The sequence below is a fragment of the Stutzerimonas stutzeri genome (assembly GCF_002890915.1).
GTDB lineage: Bacteria > Pseudomonadota > Gammaproteobacteria > Pseudomonadales > Pseudomonadaceae > Stutzerimonas > Stutzerimonas stutzeri_AF.
This window is the reverse complement of the sequence record NZ_POUT01000009.1, coordinates 221,660-241,095: the sequence shown is the minus strand read 5'-3', so window position 1 is coordinate 241,095 and position 19,436 is coordinate 221,660. Positions and strand designations below refer to the sequence as shown.

22 protein-coding genes and 1 pseudogene are annotated in these 19,436 nt (G+C 66.4%); 11 read left to right on the top strand and 12 right to left on the bottom strand.

Annotated features, from left to right (window positions below; all coding sequences use genetic code 11):
* Positions 1-367 precede the first annotated feature (367 nt).
* From cysZ to CXK94_RS16875, 6 genes are all read right to left on the bottom strand, one after another.
* Positions 368-1,123 (bottom strand): sulfate transporter CysZ, encoded by a 756-nt coding sequence (gene cysZ, locus CXK94_RS16900; protein ID WP_102895193.1) that lies wholly within the window; start codon positions 1,121-1,123, stop codon positions 368-370.
* Between the two features lie 191 nt (positions 1,124-1,314).
* Entirely contained in the window at positions 1,315-1,653 is a 339-nt protein-coding gene (locus CXK94_RS16895) for a HopJ type III effector protein (RefSeq protein WP_037043804.1), read from the bottom strand.
* Positions 1,650-1,943 (bottom strand): DUF1244 domain-containing protein, encoded by a 294-nt coding sequence (locus CXK94_RS16890; protein WP_037043809.1) that lies wholly within the window; start codon positions 1,941-1,943, stop codon positions 1,650-1,652. The genes CXK94_RS16895 and CXK94_RS16890 overlap by 4 nt, the downstream gene beginning before the upstream one ends.
* Positions 1,944-2,018: 75 nt before the next feature.
* Positions 2,019-2,393 (bottom strand): dihydroneopterin triphosphate 2'-epimerase, encoded by a 375-nt coding sequence (folX, locus tag CXK94_RS16885; RefSeq protein ID WP_037043801.1) that lies wholly within the window; start codon positions 2,391-2,393, stop codon positions 2,019-2,021.
* A gap of 19 nt (positions 2,394-2,412) precedes the next feature.
* On the bottom strand, positions 2,413-3,117 hold the full coding sequence (gene folM / locus CXK94_RS16880; RefSeq protein ID WP_102895192.1) for a dihydromonapterin reductase: 705 nt from the start codon (positions 3,115-3,117) through the stop codon (positions 2,413-2,415).
* 58 nt (positions 3,118-3,175) lie between these two features.
* Positions 3,176-3,799: a PilZ domain-containing protein gene (locus CXK94_RS16875; RefSeq protein ID WP_037043797.1), complete on the bottom strand. Its 624-nt coding sequence runs from the start codon at positions 3,797-3,799 to the stop codon at positions 3,176-3,178.
* Between the two features lie 212 nt (positions 3,800-4,011).
* Between CXK94_RS16875 and CXK94_RS16870 the strand changes: the two genes are divergently transcribed.
* Complete coding sequence (locus CXK94_RS16870) at positions 4,012-4,464, top strand: flavodoxin (protein WP_037043794.1); 453 nt, start codon at positions 4,012-4,014, stop codon at positions 4,462-4,464.
* A gap of 106 nt (positions 4,465-4,570) precedes the next feature.
* Positions 4,571-5,347 carry a class II aldolase/adducin family protein gene (locus CXK94_RS16865; RefSeq protein ID WP_102895191.1) on the top strand — a complete coding sequence of 259 codons (777 nt, stop codon included), beginning with the start codon at positions 4,571-4,573 and terminating at the stop codon, positions 5,345-5,347.
* An 11-nt stretch (positions 5,348-5,358) separates the two neighbouring features.
* On the opposite strand, the gene CXK94_RS16860 is transcribed toward CXK94_RS16865, so the two are convergent.
* From CXK94_RS16860 to olsB, 3 genes are read right to left on the bottom strand one after another with little or no spacing between them, the layout of a single operon-like run.
* Positions 5,359-5,931 carry an ACP phosphodiesterase gene (locus CXK94_RS16860; protein WP_037043792.1) on the bottom strand — a complete coding sequence of 191 codons (573 nt, stop codon included), beginning with the start codon at positions 5,929-5,931 and terminating at the stop codon, positions 5,359-5,361.
* A gap of 46 nt (positions 5,932-5,977) precedes the next feature.
* Positions 5,978-6,751 carry a lysophospholipid acyltransferase family protein gene (locus CXK94_RS16855; protein ID WP_102895190.1) on the bottom strand — a complete coding sequence of 258 codons (774 nt, stop codon included), beginning with the start codon at positions 6,749-6,751 and terminating at the stop codon, positions 5,978-5,980.
* A gap of 1 nt (position 6,752) precedes the next feature.
* Positions 6,753-7,499, bottom strand: coding sequence for an L-ornithine N(alpha)-acyltransferase (gene olsB, locus CXK94_RS16850; RefSeq protein ID WP_037043790.1), 747 nt, complete (start codon positions 7,497-7,499; stop codon positions 6,753-6,755).
* Positions 7,500-7,699: 200 nt separating this feature from the next.
* On the opposite strand from olsB, the gene CXK94_RS16845 reads away from it, so the two are divergent.
* The 4 genes and pseudogenes from CXK94_RS16845 (at position 7,700) to CXK94_RS16830 (ending at position 11,053) form a co-directional block, all read left to right on the top strand.
* Positions 7,700-8,602, top strand: coding sequence for an acyl-CoA dehydrogenase (locus CXK94_RS16845; protein ID WP_037043807.1), 903 nt, complete (start codon positions 7,700-7,702; stop codon positions 8,600-8,602).
* A 261-nt stretch (positions 8,603-8,863) separates the two neighbouring features.
* Positions 8,864-10,021, top strand: a complete 1,158-nt coding sequence (locus CXK94_RS16840) for a phospholipase D-like domain-containing protein (protein ID WP_037043788.1) — start codon at positions 8,864-8,866, stop codon at positions 10,019-10,021.
* Between the two features lie 96 nt (positions 10,022-10,117).
* Positions 10,118-10,702 (top strand): DJ-1/PfpI family protein, encoded by a 585-nt coding sequence (locus CXK94_RS16835; RefSeq protein WP_180984444.1) that lies wholly within the window; start codon positions 10,118-10,120, stop codon positions 10,700-10,702.
* A gap of 127 nt (positions 10,703-10,829) precedes the next feature.
* Positions 10,830-11,053: pseudogene (locus CXK94_RS16830) on the top strand (VF530 family DNA-binding protein).
* A 68-nt stretch (positions 11,054-11,121) separates the two neighbouring features.
* Here the strand turns inward: CXK94_RS16830 and CXK94_RS16825 are convergent.
* On the bottom strand, positions 11,122-12,645 hold the full coding sequence (locus tag CXK94_RS16825) for a fumarate hydratase (RefSeq protein WP_102895188.1): 1,524 nt from the start codon (positions 12,643-12,645) through the stop codon (positions 11,122-11,124).
* Positions 12,646-12,843: 198 nt separating this feature from the next.
* Between CXK94_RS16825 and CXK94_RS16820 the strand changes: the two genes are divergently transcribed.
* Together CXK94_RS16820 and CXK94_RS16815 are read left to right on the top strand one after the other, a co-directional pair.
* Positions 12,844-13,974 carry a GGDEF domain-containing protein gene (locus CXK94_RS16820; RefSeq protein WP_102895187.1) on the top strand — a complete coding sequence of 377 codons (1,131 nt, stop codon included), beginning with the start codon at positions 12,844-12,846 and terminating at the stop codon, positions 13,972-13,974.
* On the top strand, positions 13,967-14,917 hold the full coding sequence (locus CXK94_RS16815) for an iron-sulfur-binding ferredoxin reductase (RefSeq protein ID WP_102895186.1): 951 nt from the start codon (positions 13,967-13,969) through the stop codon (positions 14,915-14,917). The genes CXK94_RS16820 and CXK94_RS16815 overlap by 8 nt, the downstream gene beginning before the upstream one ends.
* 120 nt (positions 14,918-15,037) lie before the next feature.
* Here the strand turns inward: CXK94_RS16815 and pyk are convergent, their stop codons facing one another.
* The gene (pyk, locus tag CXK94_RS16810; RefSeq protein ID WP_037043779.1) at positions 15,038-16,486 is read right to left on the bottom strand and encodes a pyruvate kinase; all 1,449 of its coding nucleotides are present in this window, start codon (positions 16,484-16,486) and stop codon (positions 15,038-15,040) included.
* A 146-nt stretch (positions 16,487-16,632) separates the two neighbouring features.
* Between pyk and CXK94_RS16805 the strand changes: the two genes are divergently transcribed.
* Genes CXK94_RS16805 through CXK94_RS16795 form a run of 3 tightly spaced genes read left to right on the top strand, consistent with a single transcriptional unit; the run spans position 16,633 to position 17,949 of the window.
* Entirely contained in the window at positions 16,633-17,013 is a 381-nt protein-coding gene (locus CXK94_RS16805; protein ID WP_037043776.1) for a tetratricopeptide repeat protein, read from the top strand.
* A 38-nt stretch (positions 17,014-17,051) separates the two neighbouring features.
* Entirely contained in the window at positions 17,052-17,474 is a 423-nt protein-coding gene (locus CXK94_RS16800) for a DUF4124 domain-containing protein (RefSeq protein WP_102895185.1), read from the top strand.
* A gap of 40 nt (positions 17,475-17,514) precedes the next feature.
* Positions 17,515-17,949, top strand: coding sequence for a PilZ domain-containing protein (locus CXK94_RS16795; protein ID WP_102895184.1), 435 nt, complete (start codon positions 17,515-17,517; stop codon positions 17,947-17,949).
* 153 nt (positions 17,950-18,102) lie between these two features.
* On the opposite strand, the gene CXK94_RS16790 is transcribed toward CXK94_RS16795, so the two are convergent.
* The gene (locus CXK94_RS16790) at positions 18,103-19,434 is read right to left on the bottom strand and encodes a DUF58 domain-containing protein (protein ID WP_102895183.1); all 1,332 of its coding nucleotides are present in this window, start codon (positions 19,432-19,434) and stop codon (positions 18,103-18,105) included.
* Positions 19,435-19,436: the final 2 nt, after the last annotated feature.

Here is a 19,436-nt window from a genome sequence, read left to right as displayed (position 1 = left end):
TCAAACCCAGGCAACCGTTCGGACTAGTGGGGAGAAAAACCTGCTTCGACCCAAGCTCTCTCACGGTCTCGTAACCAGAGGGAAGTACGGCCTGAAGCAGGCTAAGTTAAGACTTACAAGGGAAGTCTGGTCGCGCAGCGGACAGACCCGGATGTCGGGTGGCTTTCTTTTTGGTTCCTTTTTCTTGGCCAAACAAGAAAAAGGGACTCGCCCAGCAGGGCGAAACCAGAAGTATCAGCACACTCGATAAGCGATTTAACGACCAAGTCTCAGACTAAACCGAACAGCAGCACCATCACCCAATCTTGCCAGTCCGGTATCAAAAACTCATCCCCTCCCAGTGGCGTTGCATGCCACTGCGCAAGGCTCAACCTTGCCGATCGAGCTGCCGATTTGGCCCACCCTCCCGTACCCAGAACAGCGTGGCGCCCGCCACCGCCGCCGGCATGACCAACAGATTCAACACCGGCACCAGCAGCGCAGCATAGGTCACCGCGCCGAAGCCCAGGCTCTGCCAGCGGCGCTGGCGCAGCCAGGCCATCATCTCGGCCCAGCTCAGCTTGTTGTTGTCCGCCGGGTAGTCGATGTACTGCACCGCCATCATCCACACGCCGAACAGCAGCCATAACGGTGCGGCGGCGAGGTTCAGTACCGGAATGAACGACAGCACCAGCAGCGCCAGGGCGCGCGGCGCGAAGTAGGCGAGTTTGCGCAGTTCGCGGCCAAGGGTGCGCGGCAGCATGGCCAGCAGCTCGGCCCAGCTGAACGGCGGGGAGGCATCGTCGCCGCGGACCACGACTTCGACCTTTTCCGCCAGAAAGCCGTTGAACGGCGCGGCGATGATGTTGGCGAGCAGGGTGAAGGTGAAGAACACCATCAGCACCACCAGCGCAACGAACAGCGGCCAGAGCACGTATTCGAGGAAGCCCAGCCAGTCCGGCAGGCTGGGCATGAAGGCATCGACCCAGATGCCGAACTGGCGGATGGCGAGCCAGACGAGGCCAAAGAACAGCAGCACGTTGACCGTCAGCGGCAGGATCACGAACAGCCGCAACCCGGGGCTGAGCACCAGCCGCAGGCCTTCACGCAGGTACTGCGGGCCGGAAAGGGCGGATACGGGCATGAACGACTCCAAAGGTTTGGCGGGCAGGGCGGGCGATGGATAGCCAGTGCCTATGATAGGCATGCAGGCACTGAATTTCCCCGAAGGCGGTGGAGGGCGTAACGTGCAGCCCAACGGTTTCCGGGATCATCCGCTCCTTCAGCCTTCCCCTAAGTGTCTGGGATGATCCCTTTTTATCCGCCGCCCCGGGTTTATTTGCGCGTGAGCGGAGGCGTATCGAAGCGCACGCCGGGCAGCCCGGTTTCCATCAACGCGCGGATATTGCGGTGGTCGCTGCCGCCCGGGTTGGCCAGTACGGCCTGGTAGTGTTCGCCGAAGGCGAGCAGGGCTTCTTCGGTGCTGAAGCCTTCCAGCAAGGCCATGCCCAGCGTCTTGCAGGAGCCTTCGTTCTCGCCGGCGGCATTCTCCAGGCTGCCATTGACGAAGCGGCTGGGCCGGTAGTCGTAGGTGCTTTCGATGAATGCCAGCGTTTCGCTGAACGGGTGGTTGCGGTTGCGCAGGCTCGCGCGGAAATCCTTCAGGTCTTTCATTCTTTCTGTGCCTTGTCGAACGCGGCCTGCTGCTCGGCCGTGGCTTCCTTCTGGTAGCGTTTCTTCCACTCGCTGTAGGGCATGCCGTACACCTCTTCGCGGGCCTGGTCGGCGCTGAGTTCGATTTCCAGGTCGTCCGCGGCGGCCTTGTACCACTTCGACAGACAGTTGCGGCAGAAACCGGCCAGGTTCATCAGCTCGATGTTCTGCACGTCGGGGCGGGTGCGCAGGTGTTGCACCAGGCGGCGGAAGGCGGCGGCTTCGAGTTCGGTACGTTCTTGGTCGTTCATCTCTGGAATCTCGGCGTTGGCTGAGGTCGGCCGGATCATAACCTTGCCTCGCTGGGCGAGCCAGCCTGGGTGGCCTCAATCCCGATGCGCTGCCAGGGTGATGGAAACGGACTCGGCGAAGCGCAGGGCGTGGGGTTTGTCGACCTCGACTTCGGCATAGCGCACCTGCGGATACTGCATGACCAGGTCGAGGATTTCCTGGGTCAGCCGTTCGAGCAGGGCGAAGCGGTTGTCCTCGACGTGCTGGATGATCGCCTTGGTGATGGTGCGGTAGTTCAGCGCCTGCTCGATGTCGTTGCCGCGCACCGCGGCGGCGGCGGGGTAGAGCATGGTCAGGTTGATCAGCACATCCTGCTTGTTGAGGATTTCTTCTTCCTTGATGCCGATGTAGGTGCGCAGCCGCAGGTCCTTGACGCGGATGCGTGCCATGGAAGGTTCCAGTCGGGGCATGTCGTCTCCTTGCTGTCGTTCAGATCAGGTGGCGGCCGCCGTTCACGCTCAGTGTGGTGCCGGTGACGTAAGGATTGTCGAACAGATAACGCAGGCTCTGGTAGATCACTTCGGCACCGGGCTCGATGCCCAGAGCCGACTTGGCCAGGGCCTTGGCGCGGTAGGCGTCGTCGTCGTCCGGGTTGAACTGGATCAGCGCCGGGGCGATGCCGTTGACCTTGATCGCCGGCGCCAGGCGGGCGGCGAAGGACAGGGTCAGGTTGTCCAGGCCGGCCTTGCTCGCGGCGTAGGCGATGTGTTTCCTGCTGCCCTTGCGGGTGACGTCGTCGCCGATATGGATGATATCCGCCGGCCCGCCGTGGCGCAGCAGTTCGGCGCAGTGCAGGTTGATCAGGTAGGGCGCCAGCATGTGCACCTGGAACAGCTGGCGAAAGGCCTCGGCTTCCTGCCCGGGGGTATCGGGGCGCCATTCGGAGGCGTTGTGCACGATGGCCCGCAGGTGCCTGGTTCGCTCCTTGAGCGCCGCGATGAAGGCCATGATGCCGGCTTCGTCGGCGAAGTCGGCCTGCAGGGCGATGGCTCCGCGCTCGCGTAGGCGGGCGATGCCGTCACGCTCTTGGCGGTAGCTGACGATTAGCGGGTGGCCGTCGTCCAGCAGGCGTTCGGCGCAATGCAGCCCGATCCGCTGGCCGGCTCCGGTGATGAGGATCGGGGCCTGGGTCATGGGTTCCGTCGCTGGTGAGTGGGCGAGCGGTATCGCTTCGCATCACAGGCCCGGCAGCTTACACCAGATCGGCGGGCAACTCAGGCTGCAGTTCCGGGTGCAGCCGCTGGTGTTGCCGGTAGAGGAACGAGCGGATGCGCTCGGCGTCCTTCTCCTCTGCGAACGCGACTTCGTAGGCGGCCAGGCCGCCCTTGAGTTCGCGGACCCGATGGGCTTCGATTTCCAGCGGTGCAACGTCCGGCAGGGCCAGGCGCAGGTGGAAGTGCTTGGGTGGCTTGCGCCGCTTGCCGGCATCCACCAGCAGGCCGTGCGGGGACAGTTCATGGACGCTGAGCGAACTTTCGCCGCCGTCGTTTTCCAGCAAGGGCAGCGGCTGCTCCAGATGCAGGCGCCAGGCGCGGGTCACCGGCCCGCGTTCGTAGATCAGCGGCGGTGCGAGCTGCAGGTCCAGGCTGTGCAGCTCGTCTTCCTTGAGCTGCAGCGGGAAGGACATGCGGAAATCATCGAATTCGGCTTGCAGCGAGAGCTCGGCATGGGTGGCCAGTTGCAGCAACAGCTCGTTGGATTGCGGGCCGCCGTCGAGACGAAAACCCGTCCGTTCAACCGCGCTGTTGCCATTGCGCTGCATCAGCTTCTTGATGAAGCTGAGCTCGTCTTTGCTCAGGATCGTCTGTTCCGCCATGCGGTTACCCTCGGAAGGACCGTGCCCTTCACTTGGTAGCGCCGCGGCCGGATGGCTGCAGGGGGCAGTCGGCGCTGTGACCACCTGGGGATAGTTTAGTTCCGCTTCGCTGGGCGCGCCGACGAAGTGCACAAATCGGGGAGATTGCCGGGGGCGGCACTCGGGGGCGACGATTGCGGCATAATGCGCGGCTTTGATCCCGGAGCCGCATCATGAAAGTCGCCATTCTTTCCGGCAGCGTCTATGGCACCGCCGAAGACGTCGCCCGTCACGCCGAACGCACACTCAAGGCCGCCGGTTTCGACGCCTGGCATGACCCGCGCGCGCAGTTGCCGCAGATTCTCGAGTTCGCGCCCGAAGCGCTGCTGATCGTGACTTCGACCACCGGCATGGGCGAGCTGCCGGACAATTTCATCCCCCTGTACTCGGCCATCCGCGACCAGTTCCCGGCCTGGAACGGCCTGCCCGGCGGCATCATCGCCCTGGGTGACGCCAGCTACGGCGATACCTTCTGCGGTGGCGGCGAGCTGATTCGCGAGCTGTTCGCCGAACTCGGCGTGCGCGAGGCCCAGGAGATGCTGCGCCTCGACGCCAGCGAGACGGTCACTCCGCAAAGCGATGCCGAGCCCTGGCTGGAGGCTTTCGCCGCGGCCCTGCGCGGCTGAGCATGGCTCGCCGGGCCAGCCGCCTGGCTGCAAGGGCAAGTGCCTGGCCACCCGTGGCTGGCTAGAATCGAGGGCACCGACACGACAATAACAAGAGGTGTTACCGATGACTGCCCTGCATGCATTGCCTTCGCTCGAGAGCCAGGTCAGCCCTGCCGAATGGCAGGCGCGCGTCGACTTGGCCGCCTGTTACCGGCTGGTCGCCCTGCATGGCTGGGACGACCTGATCTTCACGCACATCTCGGCGAAGATTCCCGGCACCGATCATTTCCTGATCAACCCCTACGGGCTGATGTTCCACGAAATCACGGCGTCGAGCCTGGTCAAGGTCGACCTGGCCGGCGAGAAGTTGATGGACAGCCCCTACGACATCAATCCCGCCGGCTACACGATCCATAGCGCGGTCCACGAGGTTCGCCACGACGTCGCCTGCGTCATGCATACCCACACCTGCGCCGGCGTTGCGGTATCGGCCCAGCGTCAGGGCTTGCTGCCCATCAGCCAGCAGTCGCTGTTCGTGCTGGCCAGCCTGTCGACCCACGGCTATGAAGGGGTGGCTCTGAATCACGAGGAGAAGGCGCGGTTGCAGGCCGACCTCGGCGAGACTGGATTCATGCTGCTGCACAACCACGGCCTGATGACCTGCGGCGGCAGCATCGCCGACACCTTCCTGATGATGTTCATCTTCCAGCGCGCCTGTGAAATCCAGGTCATGGCGCAGGCTGGCGGTGCCGAGCTGATCCCCATACCGGCGCAGATTCTCGCCGGCGCCAAGGCCATGGCGGCGGGGGTGACCCGTTCCCGCTCGGGCATGGGCGGCACGCTGGCGTGGCCGGCACTGCTGCGCAAGCTGGACGCGCAAAGCCCCGGCTACGCCAGCTGAGTGAGCACCGGCTACGCCACGCTGCGGACGAACCGCTGCAACTGCGGATAGAAGGCGCGGAAGTCGTCGAGGAGCGGGTCGTACAACCGCTCCAGCTCCTCCAGGCCACCGGCCAGGCCCTCCGGCTGGGAGAGGCGCCGGCTGATGTTGGACAGCACCCTGCCCAGCACCGCGAAGTCGCGGTAGCTGCCCAGCCAGTCCTGCGCGGCCATCTGCGGCGCGATCACGGCGAGTCGGCCCGGCAGTGCGGGTTCGTTTTCAAGAACCCGGTAGGCCCGCCGGGTGAAGCGATCCAGTGGCTCGGAGGAATAATCCGACCAGTTGGCTGCCAGGCAATGATCGAAGAACAGGTCCAGGAGGATGCCGGCATAGCGCCGCCGTTGCTCGGGAAAGCGCGCCTTGGCCTGCAGCACCAGCGGGTGGCTGTCGGTGAACGCGTCGATCTGCCGGTGCAGGCGGATGCCAGCCTCGATGTCGGCGGGCCAGCGACCGTGCAGGGGGCCTTTGACGAAGTCGCCGTAGAGGCTGCCGAGCATGTCGGCGGGCCGCGGGCCGCCCAGGTGGAGGTGTGCGAGATAGTTCATGGGGCGAGCTTAACCCAGTGGCAGGCCCGGGGCGTCATTGGCGGAATCAGGCCGCCTCTTTTGCCGGTATCGGTCGTTCGCCGGACAGCACGCCTTCGATGGCGCTGTGCGCCTGCTCGGCGACGGCGTTGCGGCCAGGCGCCGTATCGCGGATGGGCGGCAACAGGTGGATTTCCACCTGCGCCACTTCGCTGGCCAGCAGTCTACGCAGATGCGACGGCAGTTCGTCGTCCCCGACGAAGGGGGCGATGGGGTCTCGCGCGCCCTGGCGCAGATAGCGAATGGCGACGGGCTGGACCGCGCAGCCGGCTTCTATCGCGCAGGCGAACAAGCGCGAGTGGAAGTTGCGCACGCCGCTGCCGTCGGTCGAGGTGCCCTCCGGGAAGATCAGCAGGTGCCGGCCCTGTTCGAGGTGCCTTGCCAGTTGCCGATTGACCTGCGCCGCGTCGCCTGCGCCGCGGCGGATGAAGAGGGTGCCGGCCTGCTGGGCCAGCCAGCCGAGCACGGGCCAGCCGCGCACCTCGGCCTTGGCGAGGAAGGAGATCGGCAGCAGCATCCCCAGCAGCGGGATGTCGCACCAGGACACATGGTTGGCGACCCAGAGCATCGGCTGTGTCGGCAACTCGCCGATGACGCGCACGCGAAAGGGCAGGGCATTGGCCAGGCGCGCCAGGAACCAGCGGGTCAGGCTCTGCTTGCGCAGTGGCGAGGCGCGCATGGCGCAGCGCGCAGCGAGGCCAAGGCTGGCGGCCAGCAGCAACCCCAGCAGGATGACCGCGGCAACGTGCAGCAGGCGCCCATAGAGGTGCAGCCGCGTCATTTCAGACCGCCGCCTTGAAGTGACGGGCATAGCGCGGGCAAAGCTCCTCGCGCTTGAGCAGGATGAAGACGTCCGCCACCTGGAAATCGGGGTCCCAGCAGGGCTCGCCGCAGATCTTCGCGCCCAGGCGCATATAGGCCTTGAGCAGCGGCGGCAGCTGGGCGGTGACGTTGTCGGCGAGCTCCAGTTCGGGCAGGGGCGTCCTGGGCTCGGCGCGCAGCAGTTCGGTGCTCAGGTGGCTGTCACGCAGCCGCTGCATGATGGCGCGGGCCTGGATGCCGCCGTCGCGCATCGGGATGCTGGCGCAGCCCATCAGGTAGCGGTAGCCGCCCTGGTTGAGCACCTCCGCCAGCTCGCTCCAGAGCACCGCGATGGTGGCGCCGTTGCGGTAGGCCGGGTCGACGCAGGTACGGCCGATCTCCAGGACCGGCGCGTCGAGTTCCGCCAGGCCGTGCAGGGCGAACTCCTCCTCGCTGTAGAAGCGTCCCAGCCGCCGCGCGGTGAGGTGATCGAGCAGCCGCGTGGTGGCGACCAGCTCGCCGGTCGCAAGATCGCGCACGCCGATATGGCGGCAGTGAACGTCGAAGTCGTCCATATCCAGCCCGAACTCCGCACCCTGCAGGCGGGCATCGAATTCGCCGCTGAAGACCCGATAGCGCAGGGCCTGGGCTTCGCGCAGGGCCTGGTCGCCATCCAGGCGCTCGGCTTGCAGTTGACGCGTGCTGCGTGGATCGGCAATGGCACTCATGCTCTGTCTCCTGTTCCGCCGTGGCAGTGGCGGGTTGGCAAATGCAACGCGAGCACCTGATTGTTATGGTTGCGCTCGGTTATCTGGTTGCCGGCTCAGGCTAGGTGGGGGGCATGTCGGCGCTGTGACGAATCGATGATGCTTGAGTGACTGTCCCGCCCGCTTCGATGAAGATGGGCGAAAAAAACGCGGAGAAGCCGATGTCGTGGAAACAGCTGATCGGACCGGTGCAGCCGGTCGAGGCCGCAAGGGGATTGCCGGATTGGTATGCGCAGCTCGTCGCTGGTGCCGGCAGCGCCGATCCCTTCGTGCTGGCGGTGTATGGCGGGCGGCTGGCCTGCACGCCGGGGCTGGCCTTTCTTGCCGGCTACCAGGCGGCGTTGCGGGCGCTGTGGCCGGCTGCTCCGGCGGGGCTGGGAGCGTTCTGTGCAACGGAAAACCGCAAGCTGCGCCCTGCCGATATGGCGACCCGCTGGGATGGGCGGCAGCTGAATGGCGGCAAGGATTTCGTCAGCGCAGGCCAGGCGGCGCAGTGGTTGCTGGTTTGCGCCCGTGAGGAAGCGCCAGAAGAGCCCCCGCGGCTCGGCCTGTTCGCCGTCGAGGCGGCGCAGGCTGGCGTTCGGTTGGAAGCCGGCCCCCGGTTGCCGCTGGTTCCCGATGTGCCCCATGCCCGTCTGCGCCTCGAGCAGGCCGTTGGCGACAGGCTGCCGGGCGATGGCTGGAGCGGCTACGTCAAACCCTTCCGTACCCTCGAGGACCTCTACGTGCTGGCGGCGTTGACCGCCTGGCTCTACGGCCTGGCGCTGCGGCACCAGTGGCCTCGGAGCCTGTCGCTGCGCCTGCTGGGCGTGTTGGCCGGCGCGGCGGAGATGGCTCGTCAGCCCGCGCACGAGGCGGCGAGTCATCTGCTGCTGGCCGCGCTGGCCGAGCAGTTCGCAACGCTCGAGGCCGACCTCGAAAGCGCCCTGCTGGCCACGCCAGGGCCCAACAGCGAGCTTTGGCGACGCGATCGCGCGGTGCTCGGGCTTGCCCGCGAGGCCCGGGCCCGGCGTCTGGAGCAGGCGCTGCTGGCGCTGGGCATCGCACCTGCGGCGTCGGCCTGAGCGCTTGCCAAGGGGAACTCCTGCAGGCGGAGCCGACCTATATCGGTGCAGGAGGCGGAGGGGGCGGTGCCGCTGCCTTGTCATGTCGTGGGGACTGGGTAAGCTACTCGCGGTCCGCTGGCGCGTCGTCGGGCGGGTGATTTCGTTTTCCGCCAGGTTGCTGGACGTTCACTGGAAAAAGGATTTCATGTCATTGCGTTGTCTATCGGCATCTTCACTTCGTCGCCTGTCGCATGGCCCGGTCGCGGGTGACGCCCGGTGATGCTGGCCGGGGCTGTCTTTCCGTGGCGCAGTGAGAACCGCTTTCGCCTGCTCATCGATGGCCCGCAGTTCTTCCCGCCCATGCTCGAGGCCATCGAGCGAGCCGAGCGCCGCGTCGATCTGGAGCTGTATCTGGTGGAAGATGGGCAGTGTCTCGAGCGTCTGATCGAGTCCTTGCTGCGCGCCGCCGCGCGCGGGGTCCGGGTGCGCTGCCTGTTCGACGGGTTCGGCTGCCTGAAGATGAGCCAGGCCAACCGCGATCGGCTGGAGCAGGCGGGCGTCGAGCTGCGCCTGTACAACCCGCTGTCGCTGCGGCTGAAGTTGCGCAACCTGCACCGTGATCATCGCAAGATCCTGCTGGTCGACGGCTGCACGGGATATGTCGGCGGAGCGGGCGTGACCGACGAATTCTGGATTCCCGGCAAAGCCGACGGGCACTGGCACGAGGCGATGGTCGAGATGTCCGGTCCGCTTTTGCAGGACTGGCAGGCCTTGTTCGACAGCCAGTGGGTGAACTGCCTCAAGCGGCGCATCTGGCAATTGCCGCTGCCGCAGCGGGCGCCACGCATTCCGCTGCTGCCCATGGGCAGCGGCCTGGGGCGTGTCGCCTATGCCGCGGCGCGCCAGCATCGCGACATCCTGCACAGCCTGCTGCGCAACCTGCGGCACGCGGAAAAGCGCATCTGGCTGGCGACCCCTTACTTCCTGCCCACCGGCAAGGTGCGCCGGGCGTTGATCCGGGCGGCGCGGCGCGGCGTTGAGGTGCGCCTGCTGCTGACCAGCCGCAACACCGACCATCCGCCCGTGCGCTATGCCGGGCAGCGTTTCTATCCGCGGCTGCTGCGCGCCGGCGTGCGCATTCACGAGTATCAGCCACACTTCTCCCACCTGAAAATGGTGCTGGTGGACGACTGGGTCAGCGTCGGCTCGTGCAACTTCGACCACTGGAATCTACGCTGGAACCTCGAGGCGAATCTCGAAGCGATCGATGCCTCGCTGAGCGCGCAGGTGCAGCAAAGCTTCGAGCAGGATTTCCAGCGGAGTGTCGAGATCGATCTGCGCAGGTGGTATGCGCGTCCCCTCTACCTGCGGCTGTACCAGCGCATGTGGGGCTGGCTCGACCGAGTGCTGGTGAACATTTTCAATCGCGGTGGCTAGGCGTCATTTCCGGCTCGTTCGCGGTGCGCGGCGAGACGGGTGTGGCCCTGACGCCCTCGCGCTCGGAGCGATGCTCCACAGTCGAGAAGGAGAGCGATCATGGCGGCGAAGAACATCCTCATGCTGGTCGGCGATTACGCCGAAGACTACGAGACCATGGTGCCGTTCCAGGCGCTGCAGATGGTCGGCCATCGCGTGCATGCCGTATGTCCCGATAAGAAGGCCGGCGATACCGTGCGTACGGCGATCCACGATTTCGAGGGCGACCAGACCTACAGCGAGAAGCCCGGGCACAATTTCGCGCTGAACTTCGATTTCACCGCGGTGCGTGCCGAGGACTACGACGCGCTGCTGATTCCTGGCGGCCGTGCACCGGAGTATCTACGCCTGAACGAGCAGGTGCTGGCGCTGGTGCGCGCCTTCGCCGAGGCGGACAAGCCGATCGCCGCGGTCTGCCATGGCGCGCAGCTGCTTGCCGCGGCCGGCGTACTGCAAGGACGCGCTTGCAGCGCCTATCCGGCCTGCGCGCCGGAGGTGAGACTGGCGGGCGGCGAGTACGTGGACATCGCCGTCGACCAGGCACATACCGATGGCAACCTGGTCAGTGCCCCGGCGTGGCCGGCGCATCCGGCCTGGCTGGCGGCCTTTGTGCAGGTGCTTGGTACGCGCATCACGTTGTAGAATGCCGCAGCGTTCGCCGGCTTCGATGCCTGGCAATCAAGCCGGTTGGCCGGCGATCCCGTGCGGCCATCGCCGGCGAGCCGGCTCCTGCGAACGCACTGATCTACATACTTCACTCAGAGTACCAATGACCCAGGCAAAAGATCCTCTGCACGGCATCACGCTGGCTGCCATGCTGACCGAACTGCAGGCGCACTACGGCTCTGGGAAGGGCTGGCCCAGCGAATCGACATCCGCTGCTTCAAGAGCGCGCCGAGCATCACGTCGAGCCTGACCTTCCTGCGCCGCACGCCCTGGGCGCGGGAGAAGGTCGAGGCGCTGTTCGTCCGCTTGCGCCGCGAGCAGGGCTGATACGCCGGGCCTGAAAGCAGAAAGCCCGGCGCAAGGCCGGGCTCTCCGTTTTCAGCACCAGACGGCTATTACTGCACTTCCACCGCCAGGCTGTCGGCGATCTTCTGCTTCCAGATCGCAGGTCCCGTGATGTGCACCGACTCGCCCTTGGTGTCGACGGCGACGGTGACCGGCATGTCCTTGACCTCGAACTCGTAGATCGCTTCCATGCCCAGTTCGGCGAAGGCCAGCACCTTGGACTTCTTGATCGCCTGGGCGACCAGGTAGGCGGCGCCGCCGACGGCCATCAGGTACACGGCCTTGTTGTCGCGGATCGCGTCGATGGCGATCGGGCCACGCTCAGACTTGCCGATCATGCCCAAGAGGCCTGTGCTTTCCAGGATCTGGCGGGTGAACTTGTCCATGCGCGTGGCGGTGGTGGGGCCAGCCGGACCAACCACTTCGTCACCGACCGGATCGACCGGGCCGACGTAGTAGATGAAGCGGCCCTTGAGGTCCACCGGCAGCTCCTCGCCCTTGTTCAGCATGTCGACCATGCGCTTGTGCGCGGCGTCGCGGCCGGTGAGCATCTTGCCGTTGAGCAGGATGGTCTCGCCCGGCTTCCAGCTCTGCACCTCTTCCGGGGTGATGCTGTCGAGGTCGACGCGGCGCGCGCTCGGGCCGGCTTCCCAGACGATTTCCGGGTAGGCGTCCAGCGGCGGCGGGGTCAGTTCGGCAGGGCCGGAACCGTCGAGCACGAAGTGCGCGTGACGGGTGGCGGCGCAGTTGGGGATCATGCACACCGGCAGCGAGGCGGCGTGGGTCGGGTAATCCATGATCTTGACGTCGAGCACGGTGGTCAGGCCGCCCAGGCCTTGGGCGCCGATACCCAGCTGGTTGACCTTCTCGAACAGCTCCAGGCGCAGCTCCTCGATGCGGTTCTGCGGGCCGCGGGCCTTCAGCTCGTGGATGTCGATCGGGTCCATCAGCACTTCCTTGGCCATCACCGCGGCCTTCTCGGCGGTGCCGCCGATGCCGATGCCGAGCATGCCCGGCGGGCACCAGCCGGCGCCCATTTCCGGCACGGTCTTGAGCACCCAGTCGACGATCGAGTCGGACGGGTTGAGCATGGCCATCTTCGACTTGTTCTCGGAGCCACCGCCCTTGGCCGCGACGTCCACTTCCACCTTGTCGCCGGGGACGATGGAGTAGTGGATGACCGCCGGCGTATTGTCCTTGGTGTTCTTGCGGGAACCGGCCGGGTCGGCGAGGATCGAAGCACGCAGGACGTTCTCCGGCAGGTTGTAGGCGCGACGGACGCCCTCGTTGATCATGTCGTCCAGGCTCATGCTGGCGCCGTCCCAGCGCACGTCCATGCCGACGCGGACGAACACGGTGACGATGCCGGTGTCCTGGCAGATCGGGCGATGACCGGTGGCGCACATGCGCGAGTTGATCAGGATCTGCGCCATGGAATCGCGCGCGGCCGGAGATTCCTCACGCAGGTAGGCTTCGTGCATCGCCTGAATGAAATCAACGGGATGGTAGTGAGAAATGAACTGCAAAGCGTCAGCGACGCTTTGAATCAGGTCGTCTTGCTTGATCACGGTCATGCAGCGCGTCCTCATGGCGGGGCGGGAAGTGGCGCGTCGAGCGGTGGCAGTCGGCGTGCCGAGGTAAAAAAATGCGCGGCAGTATAACGCGTCGGGCTGCGCGGTACACGGATGGACCAGGAGCGAAGGGATGCCGGCTAGGTTTTTGATTGGGGTAGGCGTAGAGTGCGGCAAATTGCCACAGCGGGATGGATCCCTATGAGTGCGATGCGTGACGAGGCCGATCAGCGGGCTTTGCAGCAACTGGTCACGAAACGGTTCGCGATGGCGGCGCTTACCTATGCCCTGGCTCTGCCGTTGACCTGGATCGCGGTCGTCGGCGGATTCTATGAAGCCTCCGTCACCAGCGCGGTGATCTGCTCGGCGCTGATCGTGCTCAGCCAGCTGGTGTTCTTCTGGGTTTTCCACCGCGGCATCAACCTGCGCTTCAAGGATCCCAGCCTGACCGAGCCGCAGGTGCTGCTGGCGCTGGTCTGGCTGAGCTATTTCCTGTTCAACGTGGGGAGCGCGCGCGGCTCGTTGCTGGTGCTCTATCTGCTGGTGTTGATGTTCGCGGTATTCCTGCCGCCAAAGCGCTTCATCCGCTACGCTGCCCTGGCATTCCTCAGTTTCGTCGCGGTCAGCGCACCGGACTTCTACCTGCAGCGCCTGGCGGAGCCGACCGTCTTCCTGCTCGAGGCCAGCGTGTTGCTGGTGACGCTGATCTGGATGTGCCTGTTCGTCGGCCATGTCTATCGCCTGCGCCAACGCATGCGCCAGCGACGCTTCGCCCTGCAGGCCCACCAGGATACGTTGCGCGGCATGATGCGCCAGCTCGAAGACCTGGCTTCCACCGACGAGCTGACCGGGCTGTACAACCGGCGGCGTTTCCTGCGCATGGCCGAAGCCGAGCTGAGCCGGCTGCGCAAGGGCCATCAGTCTGGGCTGGCGCTGATCGATCTGGATCACTTCAAGCGGATCAACGACATCCATGGCCATGCCACCGGCGATCGCGTCCTGCAGACCTTCGCCGCCGTGGCGCGCTCCTGCCTGCGTGACGACGACGTGCTCGCCCGCTACGGCGGTGAGGAGTTCGTGCTGCTGCTGCCCAATACCGATGCCGAGCAGTTCAGCGCCTGCTGCGAGCGTCTGCGCGAGGCCTTCGCCAATGCGCAGCCGACGGATGTCTGCATCGAAGCCGGACACTTGAGCCTGTCGATCGGCCTGACCTTGCTCAATGCCGGCGACGACCTGGACGAGTCGCTGCAGCAGGCCGATGAAGCGCTCTACCGCGCCAAGCGCAGCGGCCGCAACCGCTGTGCGCGGGCCTGGGAGAGCGTCCGTGCCTGAGCTGCGTTGCGGCGAACGGAGCTGGACGGTACGGGCCGGGGAGAACCTGCTCGATGCCCTGCACCATGCCGGGCTGCAGGTGCCGTACAGCTGCCGTGCCGGTAGCTGCCATGCCTGTCTGGTGCGCTGCGTCGGCGGCGAGCCGCGGGATCTGCTACCCGGGGCGCTGAGCGCGGAGCAACGCGAGCGGGGCTGGCGCCTGGCCTGCCAGTGCCGGGTCGAAGAGGACCTGCGTGTGGAAGTCTTCGACCCGCTGCGCGACGGTATGCCGGCTCGGGTGCAGGAGCTGGCCTGGCTGAGCGGGGAGGTGCTGCGCGTGCGGCTGTTGCCGGAGCGCCCGCTGCGTTACCGCGCCGGCCAGCACCTGCTGCTGTGGCATGCCGGGGGCGTCGCCCGGCCGTATTCGCTGGCCAGCCTGCCGGGCGACGAGCCATGGCTGGAGTTCCATCTGGACTGCTCACGGCCGGGGGCATTCTGCGATGCGGCGCGCCGCCTGCGCACGGGCGACAGCCTGCGGCTTGGCGAACTGCACGGCGGGGCGCTGCATTACGATCCGGACTGGTCCGAGCGGCCGCTGCTGCTATTGGCCGCCGGCACCGGCATGGCGCCGCTGTGGGGCGTGCTGCGCGAGGCGCTGCGCCAGGGACATCGCGGGCCGATCAGGCTGCTGCATTTCGCCCGTGGCGGGCACTATCTGGCCGAGCCGCTGGCGGAATTGGCCAGCCGCTGCGAAAACCTGCAGCTGGAGTGGTTGGGAGAAGACCAGCGGGCAGGCTGCCTGCAGGCGCTGCACCCGGCATCGCGCCAGGCGATCGCCCTGGTCTGCGGCGGGTCGGCATTCGTCGAGGCCTGCGCCAGGCGCCTGTTCATGGCGGGCCTGCCGCGCGGGCAGGTGTTCAGCGATGTGTTCGTGGAACGGGAAGGCGCGGACGCGCCGTCGTAGGCGCGGGCCATGCACGCGATGATCTGCAGCGGGCTCGTGGGTGCGAACCCGCTCCCCGCGCTTCTGCGGTGTGCCGCACTCATCGGGGCCCGGTATGGCGCCGGGCCCCGATGACTCGACTCACTGGTCGCCGACGCGCAGGATCTTCATCGTGTTGGTGCCGCCGGTACTGTCGTGGTAGCTGTCGCCCTTGGTCAGGATCACCCAGTCGCCGGGCTGCACCATGTTGCGCTTGAGCAGCTCTTCCACGGCGATCTGGCTGACCTTGTCCGCCGGCAGCGCCGCCGGGTCGAAGGGCACCGTCTGTACGCCGCGGAACAACGCGACGCGCGCCTGGGTCTCGCGGTGGGGCGAGAAGGCGAAGATCGGCACCGAGGAGCGGATGCGCGACATGATCAGCGGCGTGTAGCCGCTTTCGGTCAGGGCGATGATCGCCTTGACGCCCGGGAAATGGTTGGCGGTGTACATCGCCGCCAGCGCGGCGCTCTCGTCGCAGCGCTCGAAGCGCTGGCCGAGGCGGTGGCCGGACTTGGTGCTGGTCGGATGCTTCTCGGCGCCGACGCAGACGCGCGCCATGGCCTTGATCGCCTCGACCGGGTACTCGCCGGCGGCGCTTTCGGCCGAGAGCATCACCGCATCGGTGTAGTCGAGCACGGCGTTGGCTACATCGGAGACTTCCGCGCGGGTCGGCATCGGGCTGTGGATCATCGACTCCATCATCTGGGTCGCGGTGATCACCACCTTGTTGTGGCGGCGCGCATGCAGAATGATCTTCTTCTGGATACCCACCAGTTCGGCGTCACCGATCTCCACGCCGAGGTCGCCACGGGCCACCATCACGCCGTCGCTGGCGCGGATCAGGCCGTCGAGCGCCTCGTCGTCGGCGACCGCTTCGGCGCGTTCGATCTTGGCGATCAGCCAGGCGCTGGAGCCCGCCTCGTCGCGCAGGCGCCGCGCCAGCTCCATGTCCGCGGCATCGCGCGGGAAGGAAACGGCCAGGTAGTCCAGCTGCAGGTCCGCGGCCAGCTTGATGTCGGCCTTGTCCTTGGCGGTCAGCGCCGGCGCGGTGAGGCCGCCACCGCGGCGGTTGATGCCCTTGTTGTCCGACAGCGGGCCGCCGATCAGCACGGTGCAATGCAGTTCGTCGGCGGTGGCATTGTCGACCCGCATGACCACGCGGCCGTCATCCAGCAGCAATTCGTCGCCGACGCTGCAGTCCTTGACCAGGTCCGGATAGTCGATGCCGACCACCTCCTGGGTGCCGGCGTCGCGCGGGTGGGTAACGGAGAAGCGGAAGCGGTCGCCTTCCTTCAGCTCGATGCGCTTGCCGGCGAACTTGGCGATGCGGATCTTCGGGCCCTGCAGATCGCCGAGCAGCGCGACGAAGCGGCCGTGACGGGCCGCGATCTCGCGAACCAGCTCGGCCCGCGCGCGGTGCTCGTCCGGGGTGCCGTGGGAGAAATTCAGGCGGGCGACGTCCAGCCCGGCAACGATCATTTTCTCCAGCACATCGGGCGAACTGCTGGCCGGACCCAGGGTTGCGACGATCTTGGTGCGACGCGAAATCATTGATTGCTCCTTTTTCTGGCTGCGACCGAGGCTACTATGCCCGTTCGCTGTAGTCATCGCCCGCTGGCCACTACTCTTTCGGCGGTGCGACAACGCGTCTGCAGAATTCTCCGCGGCGGTCGATACAGGGGCATCCGGAGGATCCCATGCGCACCCTGATTCTTGTTTTTCTGAGCGTTCTCACCGTTGGCTGCAGCAGCCGGCACGCCCTCGACCGCCACCTGGACGACGCCTATCGGTATTACGAGGCGGACAATTGCGAGGGCGTCATGCTGTCGCTTTCCCAGGCCGAGCGACGCAGCCGGCCACGCAGCCAGCTGCAGCCGGAGATTTCCCTGCTGCGTGGGCAGTGCCTGGAGCGCCAGGGCCTGTTCGTCGATGCCAGCGAGACCTATCGCTTCATCCTCGAGCGCCATCCGGCCAGCGAATATGCCTATCGCGCCCGCGCCCGGCTGGAGACCCTGCGGCAGTTGGGGCACTATCAACCGGATGCGCCCGGCGTGGTGAGCCTACCGGCCAAGCGTTGAGCGCATCCTTGTTCGGCATGACATCCAGGAGGGAAATCATGCGAGTTCTGTTTCTGGCCTTGGCCCTGCTGCCGCTACTGGCATCGGCGCAGATCTATCGCTGGACCGATGCCCAGGGGCAAGTGCATTTCGGCCAGCGCCCGGCGCCGGGTGCTGAGCGGATCGAGGTGCGCCCGCAGGTGATGGAGCGCGATGAGCCCACCCGCGAACGCGAGGTCCGCAGCGAGCGCTTTTTCGAGGCGCGCCGGCAAGAGCAGCGAGCGGCCGACCAGCAGGCCGGCGCGTTGCACGCCAAGCGCGAGCAGGAGTGCCGGAGCCTGCGCAGCCGACTCGCTCAATTGCAGCAGGGCGGGCGCTTCTTCCGTAACGATGCAACCGGAGCGCGCGTCTACTACAGTGAAAGCGAAATAGAGGCAGCTCGACAGCAACTGGCTACCCGCATTGACCAGGCATGCCGTTGAGCTGAGCGGATTCGCACGGCAGACCCTAAGGCCCAATCGAATGAACATGGCGAATCAGCGTCGTATCCAGCGACACCAGTTGCCGTATTACCTCAATGTCTTCAACCGGTTCACCGACAAACCGCTGGGTTTCATCGGCAACCTGTCCGAGGGCGGACTGATGCTGATCAGTCCCTATCCGATGATGCTTGGCGTGCGCTTCGAGATGCGCCTGAAGATTCCTGGCCAGGTCGGCCAGGTGCGTCATGTGGATTTCAGCGCGCTGAGCCTCTGGTCGCGCGAGGATGTCACGCCCGGCAGCTTCGATACCGGCTTCTCGCTGATCGAACCGCCGGGTGACATCAAGGAGATGATCGCGGCGTTGCATCATTACTTCAGCTTCCAGCCGATGCTGCACGTTCCCCCGGTAATCGCGCCTTGTCCCGGCACGGAGCCGGACAGGTTCACCGACAAGGATTGCTGCCACGGCTTGTGAGCTTCTGGCAGGCCTTCGGCCTGCAATCGCCGCGAGGGCGCGCCTCCCACAGGGTTCGGTGTGCGCCGGCTGCTTTTGTGGGAGGCCCGCCCTCGGGGCGATGCTTTTGAGCTTCAAGCGCAAGCAAGCCTGTGCAGCGGCGCGTGACGCTTCTCAGAGCGTTCCGGATTTCTTCCAGGCCAGATAGCGCCCCACCAGTTCCGGCCCCAGTTCGCGCGGGCGGGCATCGAGGATCGGCACGCCGCTGGCGGCCAGGCGCTTGTAGAGCTCGTCGCGGGCGCCCAGGTAGTCCAGCGCACCGCAATAGCCGAGGGCGTCGTCGAGGCTTTCGACCGGCTGCTGGCGCAACTGGTCCAGTACCTCTTCGCGCAGGCTCACCAGCAACACCCGGTGCCGGCGTGAAAGGCGCGCAAGGGCTGCGCGCAGCTCGCCATCGTCCTCGTCGCGCAGGTTGCTCAGCAGGATGACCAGCGCCCGGCGTTGCTGGTGGCCAAGCAGCCGGTCGATCGCCGCCGCATAGTCGGCGGGGCGCTGGCTGGGCTGCAGATCGTACAGCGTGTTCAGCAGCACGCTCAGCTGTCGCTGGCCCTTTGCCGGTGCCAGGTGGCGTGGCTGGTCGCTGGCGAAGGTGCTGATCCCGACTGCATCGCCCTGGCGCAGGGCGGCATAGGCGAGCAGCAGGCAGGCGTTGAGGGCGTGGTCGAAGTGCGCCAGCTCACCGTCCTGGCTGCGCATGCGCCGGCCGCAATCGAGCATCAACAGGATCTGCTGGTCGCGCTCGTCCTGGTATTCGCGGGCGATGGGCGTGCGGGCGCGGGCCGTGGCTTTCCAGTCGATCTGCCGCAGGGTGTCACCCTCACGGAATTCGCGCAGCTGATGGAATTCCAGCCCCAGGCCACGACGGGGCCGCTGGCGCACGCCGAGACGGCTCAGCCAGTGGTCGACCAGTTGCAGGCCGGCACCCTGCAACTGGCTGAAATCGGGGTAGACGCGGGTTTCGTCGGGCAACGCCTGCTGCCGCCGGCCGCGCCATAGGCCCAGCGGGCTGGCCAGGCGGATCTCGCAGCGCGTGAAGGCGAAATGCCCGCGTTGGGTCGGGCGCAGGCGGTAATCGAGTTCGCAGTGTTCGCCCGGCCGCAGGCGGATGCGTTGCGGTAGCTGCTCGAAGGTCATGCCGGGCGGCACATGGTCGAAGATCTCCAGCTCCTGCGCGCGCGCATGGTCGTTGCGTGCGAGCAACTGCACCGTGCTCCAGCGCCCCAGCGGCAGGCTGCCGGAAAGGCGGCGCTGCAGCGGCGGGGTGGGCAGGCGCCGCAGCCAGAATGCGTCGATCAGCGCCACTATGCCCAGGGCCAGCAGCAGCCCCCACCAGATGGGGTGCCAGGCAGCGGCACGACCGCCATCGAGCACGCTGAGCGCGCCGAGCGGCAAGGCCAGCAGCAACAGCGTGGCGAGCGCGACGAGCAGGCGGAAGGATGGCGTCATGT